The organism is Janthinobacterium sp. CG_23.4, assembly GCF_029892305.1.
GTDB classification, from domain to species: Bacteria; Pseudomonadota; Gammaproteobacteria; order Burkholderiales; family Burkholderiaceae_D; genus Janthinobacterium; species Janthinobacterium lividum_D.
The window spans coordinates 4,064,691-4,080,794 of the sequence record NZ_JARXUX010000001.1; the positions used below are offsets into that span (position 1 = coordinate 4,064,691).

Here is a 16,104-nt window from a genome sequence, read left to right on the forward strand (position 1 = left end):
CATGGGCAAGCTCACTGAATGGCTGCACACGCATGCCGACCAGCTTGACCAATCATCGACACTGGCTGAAAACGTCCTGCCGGCACTGGCCGGCGAGCAGTTACTGACCATCGGTGTGCCGCAGGCATACGGTGGCGCGGGCGGCGACGTGCGCGACGCCATCAATGCCATCGCCAGCGTGGCCGCGCAATCGGTAACGGCGGCTTTTGTTTTCTGGGGCCAGCGCTGCTTCATCGAATTCCTGCTGCAAAGCCAGAACTGCGCGCTGGCCGAGCGGCGCTTGCCCAGCCTGCTGGCGGGCAAGCAGGCTGGTGCCAGCGGCCTGTCGAACGCCATGAAATTCTTGTCCGGCATCGAGCAGCTGCAAATCACCGGCGTGCGCCACAATGACGGCTTGCTGGTCGACGGCAGCCTGGCCTGGGTGACGAATTTGCGCAAGGCGGGCTTTGTCGCGGCGGCCGCCGTGGCACCCAACGACGGCGCACCACCGGCCATCGTCGCCTTTGACAGCAGCACGCCAGGCGTCCAGCGCAGCGACGACCTGGACTTGGTCGCCCTGCGTGGCAGCAATACCGCCTCGGTCAAGCTGACGCAGGTGCACATCCCCGCCGCTGATATCATCAGCGACAATGCGCCGGCCTGGCTGCCGCAAGTGCGCCCATCGTTCCTCGGCATGCAGTGCGGCCTGTCGATCGGCCTGGCGCGTGCCAGCCTGGCGCAGGCGGCGCAGATCTCGGCCGGCTCGCGCAACGCGCTCACGCCGCGCATCGAAACGCTGCAAGCGACGCTGGAGGCGACTGTCGCTACCCTGCTGGCCGGCGTGCACGATGGCCGCTTCAAGACGCAGGCGCCAGCCATGTTCCGCCTGCGCATACAGCTCGCTGAATTGCTGCAGCAAGCCTTGATGCTGGAACTGCAGGCGATGGGCGGGCGCGCTTACCTGAACGCGCAACAACAGGGCTTTGCGCGCCGCTGGCGCGAGTCGTCATTCATCCCCATCGTCACCCCCAGCCTGACGCAATTGCAAGCGGCCTTGCAGCAATTCGACAGCCAGCAGGCCGCAGCGGGAGCATCCGCATGACGGCAACGGCGCAAGACTGGGCGCTGCAGGCGCAAGAGCTCAGTTACGCCTATCCCGGCACGGCACCCGTGTTCCAGCATGTCTCCCTGGGCGTGCGCAAGCGTGAAATCGTCTGTCTGCTGGGCGGCAGCGGCTGCGGCAAATCGAGCCTGCTGCGCGTGCTGGCCGGCTTGCAGCCGCCATCGACGGGCGCCATTCAATTCCTCGACGCACCCATGCACGAACCAGACCCGCGCAGTGCCCTGGTGTTCCAGCAGGCGAGCCTCTTGCCGTGGCTAAATGTCACGGCTAACGCCGCCTTTGGCCTGGACTTCAAGCACCAGCCGCAACTGACGCGCGCAGCGCACCAGGCGCGCGTGGCGCAAGCCATCGAGGCGGTGGGCCTGAAGGGCCGCGAAAAGCTGTATCCGTCCGCGCTCTCGGGCGGCATGGCACAGCGCGTGGCGCTGGCCCGCGCACTGGCGCGCGAACCGGAACTGCTGTTCGCCGATGAGCCGTTTTCCGCGCTCGACGCCATCACCCGCGCCGAAATGCAGTCGCTGCTGGTCGACGTGGTGCACCGCTGGCATACGGCCGTGCTGCTGGTCACGCACGATATCGATGAAGCGATCCTGGTGGCCGACCGCATCTTGCTGATGGGCGGCAAGCCCGGCAACATCGTGCGCGAATGGCCGGTCGCCATCGCCCAGCCGCGCATCGGCCACAGCGCCGAAGTGATCGCCCTGAAAATGGATATCCTCGCCGCGCTGCAGGCACTGCAACTGCAAGATCAGGCCCACGCTGCCCATTGATGCACCCCGGCCCCTTAGTACCCTAGCACCTTATTGGAACCCATCATGTCCCTCCCCGACGATAACAAACCACTGCACATCTGCGCTTCCTCCGATTGCGATTGCGGCCTGACGCGGCGCGACTTCCTGCGCATGTCGGCCCTGGCCACGGCCAGCATCGCTTCGCCCCTGCTGTTCGCCGGCGACGCCATGGCCCAGCAAGGTCCGAAAGGCGACGACCAGCCCGTGAAAATCGGCTACCTGCCGATCACCGACGCCACCCCGCTGCTTGTCGCCCACGCCCGAAAAATGTTCGAGGCAGAAGGCTTGCAGGCGGAAACACCGCGCCTGTTCCGCAGCTGGGCGCAAATCATCGAAGCCTTCGTCGCTGGCCAGGTCAACGTCATCCATTTGCTGTCGCCCGCCACCCTGTGGGTACGCTATGGCGCCAAGTTCCCGGCCAAGGTCGTCGCGTGGAACCACGTCAACGGCTCCGCGCTGACGGTGGCCAACGAGATCAACCAAGTGTCCGAACTGGGCGGACGCACCGTCGCCATTCCGTTCTGGTACTCGATCCACAACATCTTGCTGCAGCAAATCCTGTCCGCGCATGGCCTGACCCCGGTCACGCGCGCGCGCAACGTAGCGATCAAATCGAATGAAGTCAACCTGATCGTGCTGGCGCCGGCCGAAATGGTCTCCGCCCTGGCCAGCAAGTCCATCGCCGGCTACATCGTGGCCGAGCCATTCAATGCGGCAGCGGAAAACGCCGGCATCGGCAAGATCCTGCGCTTTTCGGGCGATGTGTGGAAAAACCATGCGTGCTGCGTCACATTCCTGTCGGAGCGCGACATCAATACGCGTCCCGAATGGGCGCAGAAGGTAACCAACGCCATCGTCAAGGCGCAGCTGTGGACACGCTCAAACCAGGTCGACACGGCCAAGCTGCTGTCGAACGTGGGCGAACACCGCTACACGCCGCATCCGCTGCAGGTACTGACCAAGGTGCTGGCCACCACCGATTACGCCAGCTACGAAAAACAGGGCCTGATCGTGCACAAGAACTGGCAGCAGCGGCGCATCGACTTCCAGCCGTATCCATTCGCCTCGTACACGGAAGAACTGGTGCGCGCCATCGGCCGCACCAAGGTCGAGGGCGATACGCGCTTCCTGGCCAACCTCGATCCGAAGTTCGCCGCGCGCGACTTGGTCGATGACCGTTTCGTGCGCAAGGCCATTACCGCCGTGGGCGGCCCGGCTGCCTTCGGCTTGCCGGCCAACCTGCTGCGCAGCGAAACGGTGGCGGTCTGACGATGGCAAGCAAGTTGTTCACGAAATTCGGCCTGCCCCTGGTGGGCCTGGCCTGTGCTTTGCTGTTATGGTCCTGGGGCGTGACGACGCTGGAGAAATCCACGCCGATTGCGACCGCCTTTGCGCCGCTGCCCACGGCGCTGGCGCTGCGGGAAATGCTGGGCGGCGCAGATATCTGGCTGCACGTGGTACTGAGCCTGCAAAGGGTGGCCGTGGGCCTGGGGCTGGCCATCATCATCGGCGTGCCGCTAGGCGTGCTGGTGGCCATGTCGAAAAGCTTTTCCGGCGCGGCCATGCCGCTGTTCCAGCTGCTGCGCATGATTTCGCCACTGTCGTGGATGCCGATTGCCGTGATGGTGCTCGGCGTGGGCGACGCCCCCGTGTACTTCCTGCTGGCGTTTGCCGCCGTCTGGCCGATTCTGCTCAATACGGCGGCCGGCGTGGCGCGCCTCGATCCGAACTGGCTGCTGCTGGCGCGCAGCCTGTCTGCGACGCGCAGTGAAATCGTCTTCAAGATGATTTTGCCGGGCATCACGGCGGATATTTTGACGGGCGTGCGCCTGGCCATCGGCATCATCTGGATCGTGCTGGTACCGGCGGAAATGCTGGGCGTGTCTGCCGGTCTCGGCTACTTCATCCTCGATACGCGCGACCGCCTCGCGTATTCGGAACTGATGGCCGCCATCGTGCTGATCGGCATACTCGGTTTTATCCTCGACTACCTGGCCCGCGCCGCCCACGCGCGCTGGCTGCATGTGAAGAACTAAGCGGTTTTGTCCAGCGGCAGCACAGCGGCCACCGCCGCCTGCGTTGCCGCCGCCAGTTCGCGGCGGTGCGCGTCCAGCGTCGCCACTGGCGCCAAACAGGTCAGGCGCGCCGTGATGGGCGGACCGCTGAGGATCGCCACCATGCTTTGCGCAAAGCTCATCTCACCAATAAAATCGACGGCGTGATGCAACTGCCCCTGTGCATCCACATACACCAGCGCGAACGGCTGCACCGGCACTTGCGCATCGATGGCCGCCTCGAACAGGTTGGCGTGAAACGGCAGTATCTGTCCTTGCGCAGCAGTGGTGCCCTCGGGGAAGAAGGCAATGCGCTCGCCGGCCGTCAATTTATCTACCAGACCCTGAAAGATCAGGCGCAAATCACGCTTGCTGCCGCGCGAAATGAAGATGGTGCCGGCGCGCCCCGCCAGCCAGCCAAGAATCGGCCAGGCACGGATTTCCGCCTTGGCCACGAAACGGCAGGGATGAACGGCATTGATGACGAAGATGTCGAGCCACGAGACATGGTTCGCCACCACCATCGCATGCGCGAGGGCCGGCACACTGTCGGCCGGCTGCACCACGTGCACGCCGCAAATGTCGAGCAGCTGCGTCGACCAGCTGCGGATGCGCCGGTTGCGTCCTTCCAGGTCCAGCCAGGGAAAGAGCACGGCACTCTTGGCCATGCCGCAGCTGAGGTGAATGGCGATGCGCGCGAGGCGATAGGTAAGCAGAAGTTTCAAATGACACCAAGGTTGGAAGCAGCCCCAACAACAAAAACCGGGGTCGGACCCTCAGGGTCCGACCCCCAGCTCTTGGCCTTGGGTTCAAACAAAAAAATTAACGCTGAAAGGCTACCTGTCCAGCCACGATGGTCGCCTTGACGACGCCGCTCAGCTCATAGCCGAGGAAAGGCGTGTGCTTGCCCTGGCTTGCCAGCGAGGCCGACGACACGGTCCAGCGCGCGGCAGGATCGAAGACGCAAATGTCGGCCGCCTCTCCCACAGCCAGGCTGCCAGCCGGGATGCCGGCAACACGGGCCGCGTCCGACGTGACCTTGGCCACAGCGCGCGCCAGCGCACGGGCACCGCCTTGCGGCTGCTCCAGCGCATAGTCGTCGGCCCATTTCAGGGCCAGCGACAGCAGCAGTTCCAGGCCCGTGGCGCCCGGCGAAGCTTCGCCGAAGGGCAGCAGTTTTTCATCGTCGTCGACCGGCGTGTGGTCCGAGCACATGGCGTCCACCGTGCCGTCCAACAGGCCGGCACGGATCGCATCGCGGTCGCGCTGGCTGCGGAACGGCGGCGTGACGCGCGCGTTCGAATCGAAAAAGCCGATGTCGGCGTCCGTCAGGTGGACATGATGCACGCCCACGTCGCAGGTGACGGGCAAGCCTTCTGCCTTGGCAGCGCGGATCAATTCCAGGCCCGCTGCCGACGAAATGCGGCACAGGTGTACGCGCGCGCGGCTGGCGCGCATCAATTCGAAGATCGTGTGCAGGGCGATGGTTTCGGACATCACGGGCACGCCAGACAGACCCAGGCGCGACGCCAGCGGACCGCTATGGGCGATGCCGCCACGGCCAATGTGCGGATCTTGCGGGCGCAGCCAGACTGTGTAGCCGAAGGTGTTCGCATACTGCATGGCGCGCAACAAAACGGTGGTGTCTTCGATAGGCTCTTCCGCCTGCGCGAAGCCGATGCAACCGGCTTCCGTCAATTCCGCCATTTCCGTCAGCGACTTGCCCTTCAAGCCCATGGTCAGTGCGCCCAGCGGGTGCACGTGCGCCTTGTTCTGCGTCTTGGCGCGGTATTTCAGCATCTCCACCAGGCCAGGCTCATCTAACACCGGGTCGGTGTCCGGCGGGCACACCAGGCTCGTCACGCCGCCCTGCAGGGCCGCCTGCAGTTCCGATTCCAGCGTCGCCTTGTATTCGTAGCCCGGCTCGCGCAGGCGCGCGGACAGGTCGACCAGGCCAGGGGACACCACCAGGCCGGCCGCATCAAAGGTGGCGTCAGCCTTGAAACCGGCCGGGGCGCTGCCCACGGCCAGCACTTTGCCGTCGGCGATAAACAGGTCTTGCAAGCCATCGATGCCGTTGGCAGGGTCGATCAGGTGGCCGTTCTTGATATGTAGTGTCGTCATGCTCGCTTACTCGTCCTTGGGCTATCAGCCCTGATTACCAGCCAAAATACTCATCACCGCCATGCGCACGGCGATACCGAACGTCACCTGCGGCAGGATCACCGCCTGTGGGCCATCGGCCACGGCCGAATCGATCTCCACACCACGGTTCATCGGGCCCGGATGCATGACGATGGCGTCCGGTTTCGCCAGCGCCAGGCGCTCGGGCGTCAAGCCATAGCTCTTGAAATATTCCTGCGCCGACGGCAGCAGCGCGCCGCTCATGCGTTCATTTTGCAGGCGCAGCATGATGATCACGTCGACGCCCTTCAAGCCTTCATCCATATTGGTGAAGGTGCGCACGCCCATCTGCTCCAGGCCGCCCGGCAACAAGGTGTGCGGGCCGATGGCGCGCACTTCGGGCACGCCCAGCGTGGTCAGCGCGTGGATATCGGAACGGGCCACGCGGCTATGCAGGATGTCGCCCACAATGGCTACCGTCAGGTTGGTGAAGTCCTTCTTGTAGTGGCGGATCGTGTACATGTCGAGCAAGCCCTGGGTCGGGTGCGCGTGGCGTCCGTCGCCCGCGTTGACGACGTGGACGTGCGGCTGCTTGGTGTCGACCAGGTGCTTGGCGATCAGGTAGGGCGCGCCCGACTGTGCGTGGCGCACGACGAACATGTCCGCATGCATGGCCGACAGGTTGTCGATGGTATCGAGCAAGGACTCACCCTTGCTGGCCGACGAAGCCTGGATGTTCAGGTTGATGACGTCTGCCGACAGGCGCTTCGAGGCGATCTCGAAGGTGGTGCGGGTGCGCGTGGAGTTTTCAAAGAACAGATTGAAAACACTTTTGCCGCGCATCAGCGGCACCTTTTTCACATCGCGGTCGGAAATGCCGACGAAGGACGAAGCGGTATCGAGGATGTGGTTGACGATAGACTTCGGCAAGCCTTCAATCGTCAGCAGATGTTGCAATTCGCCGTGTTTATTCAGTTGCGGATTAAGCATGGTGGGTATCTATGGTGAGCGTGAATTTTCCTGCGTCGGCTTGCTTCAGGACCAGGGCCTGACCCGCCGGCACGGCAGTGAAGGCGGCCACGAAATCAGCGGCCACCGGCAGTTGACGCTCGCCGCGGTCGACCAGGGCGGCCAGCATGATCTTGGCCGGACGGCCATAGTCGAACAATTCATTGATGGCAGCGCGCGTGGTGCGGCCCGTGTACAGCACGTCGTCGACCAGCAAGATGGTGGCGCCGGCCACGTCGAAACTGATTTGCGTCGGCTTCACGTCGGCATGCAGGCCTTTCTGGGCGAAGTCGTCGCGGTAGAACGACACGTCGAGCACGCCCAGGCGATCGAGCAGGTTCAGGTCGCGCGCCAGGCGTTCGGCCAGCCAGGCGCCGCCGGAATGGATGCCGACGATGGCCACATTGGGGATGCCCGCCAGGCCGCTTTGCACCTGCTGCAGCAAGACCGCGTACAGGGCCTCGGCGTCGAGTTGGGAAGGATTCGTAGGATGCGGCATAGAGTTCTTAGTCATTCAGGGATGGGGGCTAAGGTCAGATTAATAATTCGCGTCAAAATACTGTTGCAGGATAATGGCGGCGGCGCGGTCGTCGATGACTTCGCCGCGCTTGGCGGCGATGACGGCCGAGGAATAACGCTCATCGACCAGTTCTACCGGCAGGCTGAAGCGGCCGTGTACCTGGTTGGCGAAACGACGGCAACGCGCGCTCATGTCGTGTTCCGTGCCATCGGGATGGCTGGGCAAGCCCACCACGATGCGGCTCGCGCCCCATTCCTTGATCAGACTATCGATGGCGGCAAACTTTGGCTCATTGGCCGTGGCCGTGATCACGCTGAGCGGCTTGGCCTGGCAAATCATGCTATTGCCGATGGCCACACCGATACGTTTCAAGCCGAAATCGAAGGCGAGGATGGTGTCGATGGGCTCACTCGTCACAGCATTTTTCCATAATAAAGGTCAACATGGGTGTAGGGCATCCACCTCATGCGTGTCCAGCCTCGCTCGCCAACATGAGCGGATCGATACCCAGCAATTTGATGGCCGCCACGTAACGCTGTTCAATCGGGTAGTCGAACAGGATGTCGGCCGAGGCGCCCACCGTCAGCCAGCCATTGCGGCCGATCTCCTCTTCCAGCTGGCCCGGGCTCCAGCCCGAATAACCGATCGACACCAGCATGCGCTGCGGACCATCGCCCTTGGCGACGGCTTCGAGCACGTCCATCGAGGTGGTAAACGCGATTTCATCGGTCACCGTCAGCGACGAGGAATAATGCGCGCCCGGCGTATGGAGCACAAAGCCGCGGTCGTCCTGCACGGGGCCGCCGAACATGATCGGTTCCTTGATACTGGGCGTATCGCTGCCGGCCGCCAATGTCAGATCGATGCGGTCGAACAGCACTTCCATGGTCATATCGGTGGGTTTATTGATGACGACGCCCAGCACGCCGTTCTCATTATGTTCACAAACGTACACGACCGTGCCGCCGAAGATCGGATCTTGCATGGCCGGCATCGCAATCAGGAAATGATTGGCCAGATTCAAGGTGGAGGAAGCAGTCGCGGCCGTCTCACCCACACCCTGCATCAAACGATGACCTGGTAGAGTCTGCTCAATTTTACTCTTTTTCATACGCGATGCTCTCTCTGTGGGCTTGCTGGCAAGTCTTGCTTACCCCGCTATCGTACGCCTGGCGCCAGCTGCAGCACAGGCTGGGCGGCGCGCACCGTGATGCCAGGCGCTATTGTTGTTATGTTGTGATTTTGCTATAAATTAATGATTAATTCGTCATCAATTTACTTGGCCTCGCGGCTGCGCCATGCGCGCCTTGCAACTTGCGCAATATTGAGTATTACCGTGCTTGAGGGTCAACGCCACCGTGCTTGAGGACGTATCGCCATGCGCATTGTAAAATTGATTGCAGCATCGCTGGCGCACTTAAAACACCGTGAACACACGCGCTAGTTTACACTGAATTGCCACCGCAGCGATGCCAAAGGCACGACGCGAGCGAGCATAAAGCCCTGATGGCGGCAAAAAATGGCCTATCTTTGACTCTGAACACGCAAAATAATGACAATCAAGACTACCCTGGTGTGGTTCCGGCGCGATCTGCGCGCCTTTGACCATGCTGCATTGCATCACGCCCTGCGCCAGAGCCAGGCCGTGCACTGTGTCTTCGTATACGACACCGCCATCCTGGCAGCGCTGCCGCGCCGAGACCGGCGCGTCGATTTCCTCCATGCCAGCCTGGCCGAGCTGGCCGCCGAGCTGCGCCAGCTCGGCGGCGACCTGATCGTGCTGCATGCGGACGCCGCCGAGGCCATCCCGCGCCTGGCCGCCGAGTTGAACGCCGACGCCGTGTTTGCCAACCACGACTACGAACCGCAAGCGATCGCCCGCGACGCCCGGGTAGCCGCCGCGCTCACGCAAGAGGCGCGCCTGTGGTGCAGTTTCAAGGACCAGGTGATCTTTGAAAAGGACGAGGTGCTGACGCTGTCGGCCAAGCCGTACACGGTCTATACGCCGTACAAGAATGCCTGGCTGAAGAAAATGCGCGCCGAACCGGGCTGCCTGGCGCCGCTCGATATCGCGCCGCACGCGGCCAGCCTGGCACCGCCGCGCGACGGCACGCCGGCCCCCCTGCCCAGCCTGGGCGAGCTGGGTTTCGAAGCGAGTAACCTGGCCGAACTGGCGATACCGACCGGCATGTCGGGCGCCAGCGAACTGTTCGAGGATTTCCTGGCGCGCGTGGCCCGCTATGACGTGGCGCGCGATTTTCCTGCCCTGAAGGGGCCTTCCTACCTGTCCATGCATCTGCGCTTCGGCACTGTATCGCTGCGCTACCTGGTGCGCAGCGTGGTCGACTTGATGGACCGGGGCAGCGGCGGCGATGGCGCGCCCGTGTGGCTGGCCGAACTGATCTGGCGCGATTTCTACGCCATGATCTTGTACCAGAACCCGCATGTGGCGGGCGCTGCCTTCAAACCGGCCTACGACGCCATCGCCTGGGAAACGGGGCTTGAGGCCGATGCCGCGTTTGCGGCCTGGTGCGAGGGGCGCACCGGCTATCCGCTGGTGGATGCGGCCATGGCGCAGCTGAACCAGACAGGCTATATGCACAACCGCCTGCGCATGGTCACGGCCTGCTTCCTGATCAAGGATCTGGGCATAGACTGGCGTCGTGGCGAAGCATATTTCGCGCTGCATCTGAATGATTTCGACCTGGCCTCGAACAACGGCGGCTGGCAATGGGCCTCCTCGTCGGGATGCGACTCGCAGCCCTACTTCCGCATCTTCAACCCGGTCACGCAATCGGAAAAATTCGATGCGAACGGGCGCTTCATCCGCCGCTACTTGCCACAACTGAAGGCGCTGGGAGACAAGGAAATCCACGCCCCCTGGCTGGTGCCGCGCATGCTGCTCGAGCAAAAAAACATCGTGCTGGGACGCGACTATCCGGAGCCGATGGTGCAACATGATGAGGCGCGCAAGGAAACGTTGGCGCGCTATGCGGTGGTGAAGGTGGTCGCGTAATCCGGCCGGTGGTGGCGCCGGTTTACGCCGTCGTGCAAGAGCGTAGGTCGGATTGGCAGGGCAAGGCCGCGCGTAATCCGACAACATAGTTGGCGTTGGCGTCGATTACGCCACCTCACCGCCCAGTAAGCGCCCTACTTCGGCCAGCAATTCCGTTTCCTGGAACGGCTTGCCGAAATACGCATCGACGCCCAGTTCAAAGGCGTGCGCGCGGTGCTTGTCGGCGCTGCGCGAAGTGATCATGATGACGGGGATGGCGCGTGTCTTGTCATCGCTGCGCACATTGCGCGTCAAGTCAAAACCGTCCATGCGCGGCATCTCCACGTCAACCAGCAGTAGCGCAGGCAAGGCAGCCGGCTCCAGTGCATGCAGCTGCTCGAGCGCCTCGACGCCATCCTTGGCCAGCAGTACCTGATAGCCTTCGCGCTCGAACAGGCGCTGCATCACGCGGCGCACCGTCAGCGAATCGTCGACCACCATCACGCGCACGGCAGGCATGGCCAGTGCGCTGGAAGCGGCGTCCTGCTCGCTACTGGCCCGCGCATATTGCGACAGCAGTTCCGGATGATGTTCCAGGTGCTGCGCCAACGCCACCGGATTGAGTATCAGCACGATATCGCCCGTACCGAGCACCGTGGCGCCGGCGATGCCCGGCATGCGCGCCAGCTGCGGTCCCACATGCTTGACCACGACCTCGCGGTTACCGAGCACCTCATCGACCTGCAGCGCCAGCCTGTCATTGCCATTCCTGAGCAAGAGCACGGGCGCATAGCGCTGCATGGCCTGCATGGCCGCCGCCGCCGGCGGCGCGCCCAGCATGGACGACAAGTGGTGCAGCGCCAGCGACTGCCCGTGCGAGGTGATGCAGCCGGCCGCCTGCACCTGCTCCAGCTGCTCGCCTTTCAGATGCAGCACCTGCTCCACCAGCACCGATGGCAAGGCATACGTCTTGCCGTTTGCCGCCAGCAGCACTACTTGCGTCACGGCCAGGGTTAGCGGCAAGTGAATGGTAAAACGCATGCCCAGGCCGGCCTGCGTCAACGTTTCCACGCGCCCGCCCAGAGCCAGCGCTTCGGAGCGCACGATATCCATGCCAAAACCGCGTCCGGCCAGCTCGGTCAGGCTGTCTGCGGTGGAAAAACGCGGCGTAAAAATCAGCTCGGTCGCCTGCGCGTCGGTCAAAGGCGCGTCCGTCGCCAGCAGGCCGGCGCCATGCGCCTTGGCGCGGATACGCTCAAGGTCCAGCCCCGCGCCATCGTCGGAAAAGGCGATCGCCACTTCATTGCCCTGCTGACTGACCTGCACCAGCAGCTCGCCCGTCTCGCTCTTGCCTGCAGCCAGGCGCGCCGCGCGCGGCTCGACGCCATGCACGATGGCGTTGCGCAGCAGGTGCTCGAAGGGCGCCGCCATGCGTTCGAGCACACTGCGGTCGATTTCCACGCCACCGCCCCGGATGTCGAGATTGACGCGCTTGTCGACTTCCTTGGCGCATTGCCGCGCCACGCGGAACAGACGTTCGGCAATGCTGGCAAACGGCACCATGCGGATCTGCATCAGGTCGCGCTGCAATTCTCGCGTCAGGCGCGCCTGCAACACCAGATCGTCCGTTACCGCATCGACGCTGTGGCTGAGGTTTTCGTGGAACGAGGCCACGTCATTGACGCTTTCAGCCATCATGCGCGTGAGTTCCTGCAAGCGCGTAAAACGGTCGAATTCAAGTGGATCGAAATCACGCTCGCTACCGACGGCCATGCGCGAGGCGATCTGCGACTCGGCCTGCATCTCCACTTCACGCAGCTGGCGCCGCAAGCGCGCCAGGTTGTCGGAAAACTCGGACAGCGAAGCGCCCAGCACGCCAACTTCATTTTCCATCTTCGAGCGCGTAATCGACACTTCGCCAGCCTGGTTCACCAGGCGGTCGAGGATGTCGGCGCGCACGCGCACCAGCGCCGCCTTCGGTTCGAGCGCCGGCGTGTCTTCCATGCCTGGCAAGGGCAGCAAGGGCTGCTGCAACTGTTCGAACAGGTGCAGCGCATGGTCGTAGTGGGCCAGCAATTCATCGAAGGCCTGCGGCGTGGCAGTGCCCGCGTGCAGCATGTTTTCAATATGCGTCTCGATTTCATGGGCATGCTGGCCCAGGCGCATGGCGCCGGCCATGCGCGCACTGCCCTTGACGGTATGCAGAGTGCGCAGCAGCATCTGCGCCTGGCCACTGTCGTGCGGCTGTTGCTGCCAGCTACGCAGGGCCTCGCCGATCTGCGGCAACAAGTCGGCGCCTTCCTCGAGAAAAACGGACAATAAATCGAGGTCAAGTTCATCGCTGATACCGGCGCTGGCCGCCAACAGCGCGGTCGCATCGGCAGGCAAGATGGCAGACGCCAACGCTTCCGGCACCGCCTGCTCCAACGGCGGCGCATGCTCGAAGCCGGCGTCGAACAGGTCGTCGCTGCTACCGCGCTCGTGTGCCTGCGTCGGCACCGGCGCGACTGGCTGCAGCGCATCGGCGACGATGCTCGCATACACCGCCTGGAACAGCGTCTCGAGCTGTGGCACGGGACTGTGCGCCAACGCATCGGCGAGCGGCTCGCCATACGGCTCGATGGACGGTTCGATGGACGGTTCGACGCACGGCGCGACCGTCTGCACCGGTGTGCCGACGATGCTGGCGTAAGCGGCGGCAAACAGGGCGTCGAGCCGCTCTGCCTTGTCCTCGCCGGGTGCCGCCGTCAGGGCGCGCCACAGGGTGTTGAGCGCTTCGATCATGTCTGGCTGCGATGGCGCCAGGTCGCCCAGCGCAAACGCCTGCAGCATTTGCGCGATGCGCTGCGTGGCCTGCTCCAGCACATCGTGCTGCTCGGCGCGCAGGCCGGCCAGCGGCGGCAGCACCGTTTCGATCACGGTTTCCAGCGCGTGCGCCAGGTCGCGCAAAGACTGGAAACCGAGCGTACCCGACGTGCCCGCCAACGTATGCACGGTTTGCAACGCCTCCGCGCTGACGGCGCGCTGCTCATGGCGCCATTCGCCGAAGTCGCGCGTCAGCACGCGCAGCAATTCATCCGTCTCGGCCAGGTAGATGTTATACAAGGGTAGACTGATGCGCAGTTCACCGACGTGCTTGAGGTTATCGTCAGGCACCTCGTGCACGGCAGGCGCCGTGGCGGACGCAAAGCCGATCACATTACCATTGCCGAGCACCGGCGCGGCCGGGAGTGGCTTGCGCAGCTCGAACGGACCACCTTCGCGCACGCGTTCGGCGGCAGCCAGCAGCCTGCCAGGCTCGCGTTCGCGCCCTGCGCCACCTTCCAGTTCGGCCACCCATTCGCTAAGCTGGTACCAGCCGTAATTGAGCAGGGTAAACAGATCATCGCTGACAGGGCGCGCCTCGGCCAGCCAAGTATTCATGACACGCTCGATGGCGCCAGCCGCTTCAGCAAAGCGCAGCAGTCCGATCATGCGGCTGCTGCCTTTGAGGGTATGGAACGAGCGGCGCAACATGGCCAGGTGCTCGCCGCTGGCGACCTGCTCGCGCGGCAAGGCGAGCGTGGCATCGACAAAGGCCAGCACTTCGCGCGCTTCGCTGATGAAGATGTCGAGCATCTGCGCATCAAGCTCCGTCACTGCCGGTGCGCCATCGAGGCTGGCCGATGTCACGGGGGCCAAGGCTTGGTCGAGCAAGGGCACCGGCACGGCACCGGCTGCGGCGACTTTTTCAAATGGCAGGGCGCGGAAGGTGCCGGCGGCGGCATCGAAATGGAAGCGCCCGCTGGCAGCGGGCGCGTTACGGCCCAGCATGTCGACAAAAAAGCCCAGCGCACTGACATTTTGCGCGATCTCGTCGAGCGCCTCGGCATGCATATCCGCACTGCCAGCGTTGCGGGCCAACTGCTGCACGGCGGCATCGACCTGCAGCACGGCGGCACAGGCATCTTCCTGTCCCAGCCCGGCCAGTTGCTGCTGCAACTGTCCCAGCACGGGTGCGACGCCATCGAGCGCCCCCGCCGCCGCCCGCGAGGCATCCACGTAATACGCATTGAGCACCTTTTCTACCTGACGCAGACCCGTCTTCATTTGCTCGGCCAGCGCGGCGACGCTCTGCCCCTGTTCAATCTGACGCGACAACTCGCCGGCGCTGCAAGCTGGCGGCGCTTCGCCGGCGAGCAGCGCCTGCAGGCGCGCGGCGATGGTTTCCGCATTGCCGGCAAAATCGTCGGGCAGGCGGCGCACCTGCGCCAGCCCCGTGTCGGCAAACAGCAGCGCCATGCCAATTTCATTTTCCAGGGCAGCACTGCGCCCACTGGCCACCGCTAGCCGCGCCACGAGCGCGCATTGGCGCAGCAGGCTGGCCAGGGCCGGCTGCCTCAATATATCGCTCTGTGCCGCCACCTGCTGCAGCGACTGCTCGAATGCCAGGCCCAGGGCGGGATCGAGGTCGGCTTGCGCCAGACGGCTCCAACTGACGCGTGCCTGCGCCAGGGCCGCGCGTGCGCCTTGCAAGGCATCCTGGTCGACCTGACCGTAGCGGCGCGCTTCCACGTCGGCCGGCAGCATACCTTCCAGTGCGAAAGCGGCTCGCAACTGACGGGCCTCCGGCGTCGGCTCGTTTGCCGCGGCGATGAAGAACAGGGCGTCGCGCAACATCGATTCAGGCAAGTTGGCCGTCCCCTGTGCCAAGCGGCGCAATTGCAGGTTGATCAGGCCGAACAACTGTTTGACGTTGAGCGTGCCCATGCCCTCGCTACTGGCCGCCAATCCTGCAAATGCCTGCATGGCGAACCAGAAGGTGCGCGCTGGTGCATCCTGCTGCGCGTCGGCCACCAGGCTCAAGGTGGCATGCAAGTCGCTGGCGTGCTGGCGCCGCGCCGCATCATCGGGCGCCTTCAGGAAGGGCAGCAAAGACTTTTCAAAGCGCCCGCGCCAGGCCGGATAATCGGCCGCCGGGGGCACCTGCGCGAGGGCGATGGCATGTCCTTCCAGCATCGATGAAGGCGGGAAAAATAGGTCGGCCGGGTGTATGCGTTCGGCCCCCAGCATGGCTTGCAGATCGCGGTAATAGGGAAACAGACGCGTCGGCTGCTGCGGCGTGCCCGCCACCAGGTCTTCCAGGTATTCGATCAGGGCCTGATACAGCCCGGCGAGGATCTGCGCATGGTCCAGCGTATATTCCAGGCTGCCGTCGCGCAAGCGCGCAAGTGCTTGTTCCGCGCCATCCGTCAACAGGCTGGCACCGGCAACGTCCACCATCACCAGGGCGCCATGCGCCTGGTGCAAGTGCGAGCGTGCATGCTGTAGTGCCGTGGCGCGGTCCTCTCGCTCGCGGCCACCCGCTTCGAACAAGGCCGTTTTCGAGCGGCCCAGCGCTTCGCGAATTTCCAGCATCACCCACGACAACGGTTCGCTATCGAACGGCTTGGACTGCTGCGGACTATCAGGTGTGCTCATGCATGCCTCGGTAAAGAAATCGTAGCGCAAAAATCGGTACGCACAACACG

At 63.9% G+C, this 16,104-nt stretch carries 12 protein-coding genes; 5 read left to right on the forward strand and 7 right to left on the reverse strand.

What is annotated here, in order from left to right; all coding sequences use genetic code 11:
• Position 1: 1 nt before the first annotated feature.
• The 4 genes from H4V96_RS18255 to H4V96_RS18270 are packed head-to-tail and all read left to right on the forward strand — an operon-like array spanning position 2 to position 3,929.
• Positions 2 to 1,081 (forward strand): acyl-CoA dehydrogenase family protein, encoded by a 1,080-nt coding sequence (locus H4V96_RS18255; RefSeq protein ID WP_196855012.1) that lies wholly within the window; start codon positions 2 to 4, stop codon positions 1,079 to 1,081.
• Positions 1,078 to 1,872, forward strand: a complete 795-nt coding sequence (locus tag H4V96_RS18260; RefSeq protein WP_196855011.1) for an ABC transporter ATP-binding protein — start codon at positions 1,078 to 1,080, stop codon at positions 1,870 to 1,872. The genes H4V96_RS18255 and H4V96_RS18260 overlap by 4 nt, the downstream gene beginning before the upstream one ends.
• Before the next feature lie 45 nt (positions 1,873 to 1,917).
• Positions 1,918 to 3,162, forward strand: coding sequence for an ABC transporter substrate-binding protein (locus H4V96_RS18265; protein ID WP_196855010.1), 1,245 nt, complete (start codon positions 1,918 to 1,920; stop codon positions 3,160 to 3,162).
• Between the two features lie 2 nt (positions 3,163 to 3,164).
• Positions 3,165 to 3,929, forward strand: a complete 765-nt coding sequence (locus H4V96_RS18270) for an ABC transporter permease (protein WP_010401286.1) — start codon at positions 3,165 to 3,167, stop codon at positions 3,927 to 3,929.
• On the opposite strand, the gene H4V96_RS18275 is transcribed toward H4V96_RS18270, so the two are convergent.
• From H4V96_RS18275 to H4V96_RS18300, 6 genes are all read right to left on the reverse strand, one after another.
• Complete coding sequence (locus tag H4V96_RS18275) at positions 3,926 to 4,672, reverse strand: 1-acyl-sn-glycerol-3-phosphate acyltransferase (protein ID WP_010401287.1); 747 nt, start codon at positions 4,670 to 4,672, stop codon at positions 3,926 to 3,928. The two genes, H4V96_RS18270 and H4V96_RS18275, sit on opposite strands and share 4 nt — an antisense overlap.
• 97 nt (positions 4,673 to 4,769) lie before the next feature.
• Positions 4,770 to 6,071 carry a dihydroorotase gene (locus H4V96_RS18280; protein ID WP_196855009.1) on the reverse strand — a complete coding sequence of 434 codons (1,302 nt, stop codon included), beginning with the start codon at positions 6,069 to 6,071 and terminating at the stop codon, positions 4,770 to 4,772.
• Positions 6,072 to 6,095: 24 nt separating this feature from the next.
• Positions 6,096 to 7,061, reverse strand: coding sequence for an aspartate carbamoyltransferase catalytic subunit (locus H4V96_RS18285; protein WP_010401291.1), 966 nt, complete (start codon positions 7,059 to 7,061; stop codon positions 6,096 to 6,098).
• On the reverse strand, positions 7,054 to 7,578 hold the full coding sequence (gene pyrR / locus H4V96_RS18290; protein WP_070346230.1) for a bifunctional pyr operon transcriptional regulator/uracil phosphoribosyltransferase PyrR: 525 nt from the start codon (positions 7,576 to 7,578) through the stop codon (positions 7,054 to 7,056). The genes H4V96_RS18285 and pyrR overlap by 8 nt, the downstream gene beginning before the upstream one ends.
• A 39-nt stretch (positions 7,579 to 7,617) precedes the next feature.
• Positions 7,618 to 8,001 carry a Holliday junction resolvase RuvX gene (gene ruvX, locus H4V96_RS18295; protein ID WP_029496664.1) on the reverse strand — a complete coding sequence of 128 codons (384 nt, stop codon included), beginning with the start codon at positions 7,999 to 8,001 and terminating at the stop codon, positions 7,618 to 7,620.
• 61 nt (positions 8,002 to 8,062) lie between these two features.
• Positions 8,063 to 8,710 carry a YqgE/AlgH family protein gene (locus tag H4V96_RS18300; RefSeq protein ID WP_085940407.1) on the reverse strand — a complete coding sequence of 216 codons (648 nt, stop codon included), beginning with the start codon at positions 8,708 to 8,710 and terminating at the stop codon, positions 8,063 to 8,065.
• A gap of 441 nt (positions 8,711 to 9,151) precedes the next feature.
• Here H4V96_RS18300 and H4V96_RS18305 point away from each other — a divergent pair, with 441 nt between their 5' ends.
• Positions 9,152 to 10,615, forward strand: coding sequence for a deoxyribodipyrimidine photo-lyase (locus H4V96_RS18305; protein ID WP_196855008.1), 1,464 nt, complete (start codon positions 9,152 to 9,154; stop codon positions 10,613 to 10,615).
• Between the two features lie 105 nt (positions 10,616 to 10,720).
• Here the strand turns inward: H4V96_RS18305 and H4V96_RS18310 are convergent, their stop codons facing one another.
• Positions 10,721 to 16,054, reverse strand: a complete 5,334-nt coding sequence (locus tag H4V96_RS18310) for an Hpt domain-containing protein (RefSeq protein WP_280721100.1) — start codon at positions 16,052 to 16,054, stop codon at positions 10,721 to 10,723.
• Positions 16,055 to 16,104 lie beyond the last annotated feature (50 nt).

Coding starts and splice junctions, on each gene's coding strand:
- H4V96_RS18265 (WP_196855010.1), top strand. CDS start 1,918: ATGTCCCTCCCCGACGATAACAAACCACTGCACATCTGCGCTTCCTCC.
- H4V96_RS18305 (WP_196855008.1), top strand. CDS start 9,152: ATGACAATCAAGACTACCCTGGTGTGGTTCCGGCGCGATCTGCGCGCC.
- H4V96_RS18285 (WP_010401291.1), bottom strand. CDS start 7,061: ATGCTTAATCCGCAACTGAATAAACACGGCGAATTGCAACATCTGCTG.
- H4V96_RS18280 (WP_196855009.1), bottom strand. CDS start 6,071: ATGACGACACTACATATCAAGAACGGCCACCTGATCGACCCTGCCAAC.
- H4V96_RS18300 (WP_085940407.1), bottom strand. CDS start 8,710: ATGAAAAAGAGTAAAATTGAGCAGACTCTACCAGGTCATCGTTTGATG.
- H4V96_RS18260 (WP_196855011.1), top strand. CDS start 1,078: ATGACGGCAACGGCGCAAGACTGGGCGCTGCAGGCGCAAGAGCTCAGT.
- pyrR (WP_070346230.1), bottom strand. CDS start 7,578: ATGCCGCATCCTACGAATCCTTCCCAACTCGACGCCGAGGCCCTGTAC.
- H4V96_RS18310 (WP_280721100.1), bottom strand. CDS start 16,054: ATGAGCACACCTGATAGTCCGCAGCAGTCCAAGCCGTTCGATAGCGAA.
- H4V96_RS18255 (WP_196855012.1), top strand. CDS start 2: ATGGGCAAGCTCACTGAATGGCTGCACACGCATGCCGACCAGCTTGAC.
- H4V96_RS18270 (WP_010401286.1), top strand. CDS start 3,165: ATGGCAAGCAAGTTGTTCACGAAATTCGGCCTGCCCCTGGTGGGCCTG.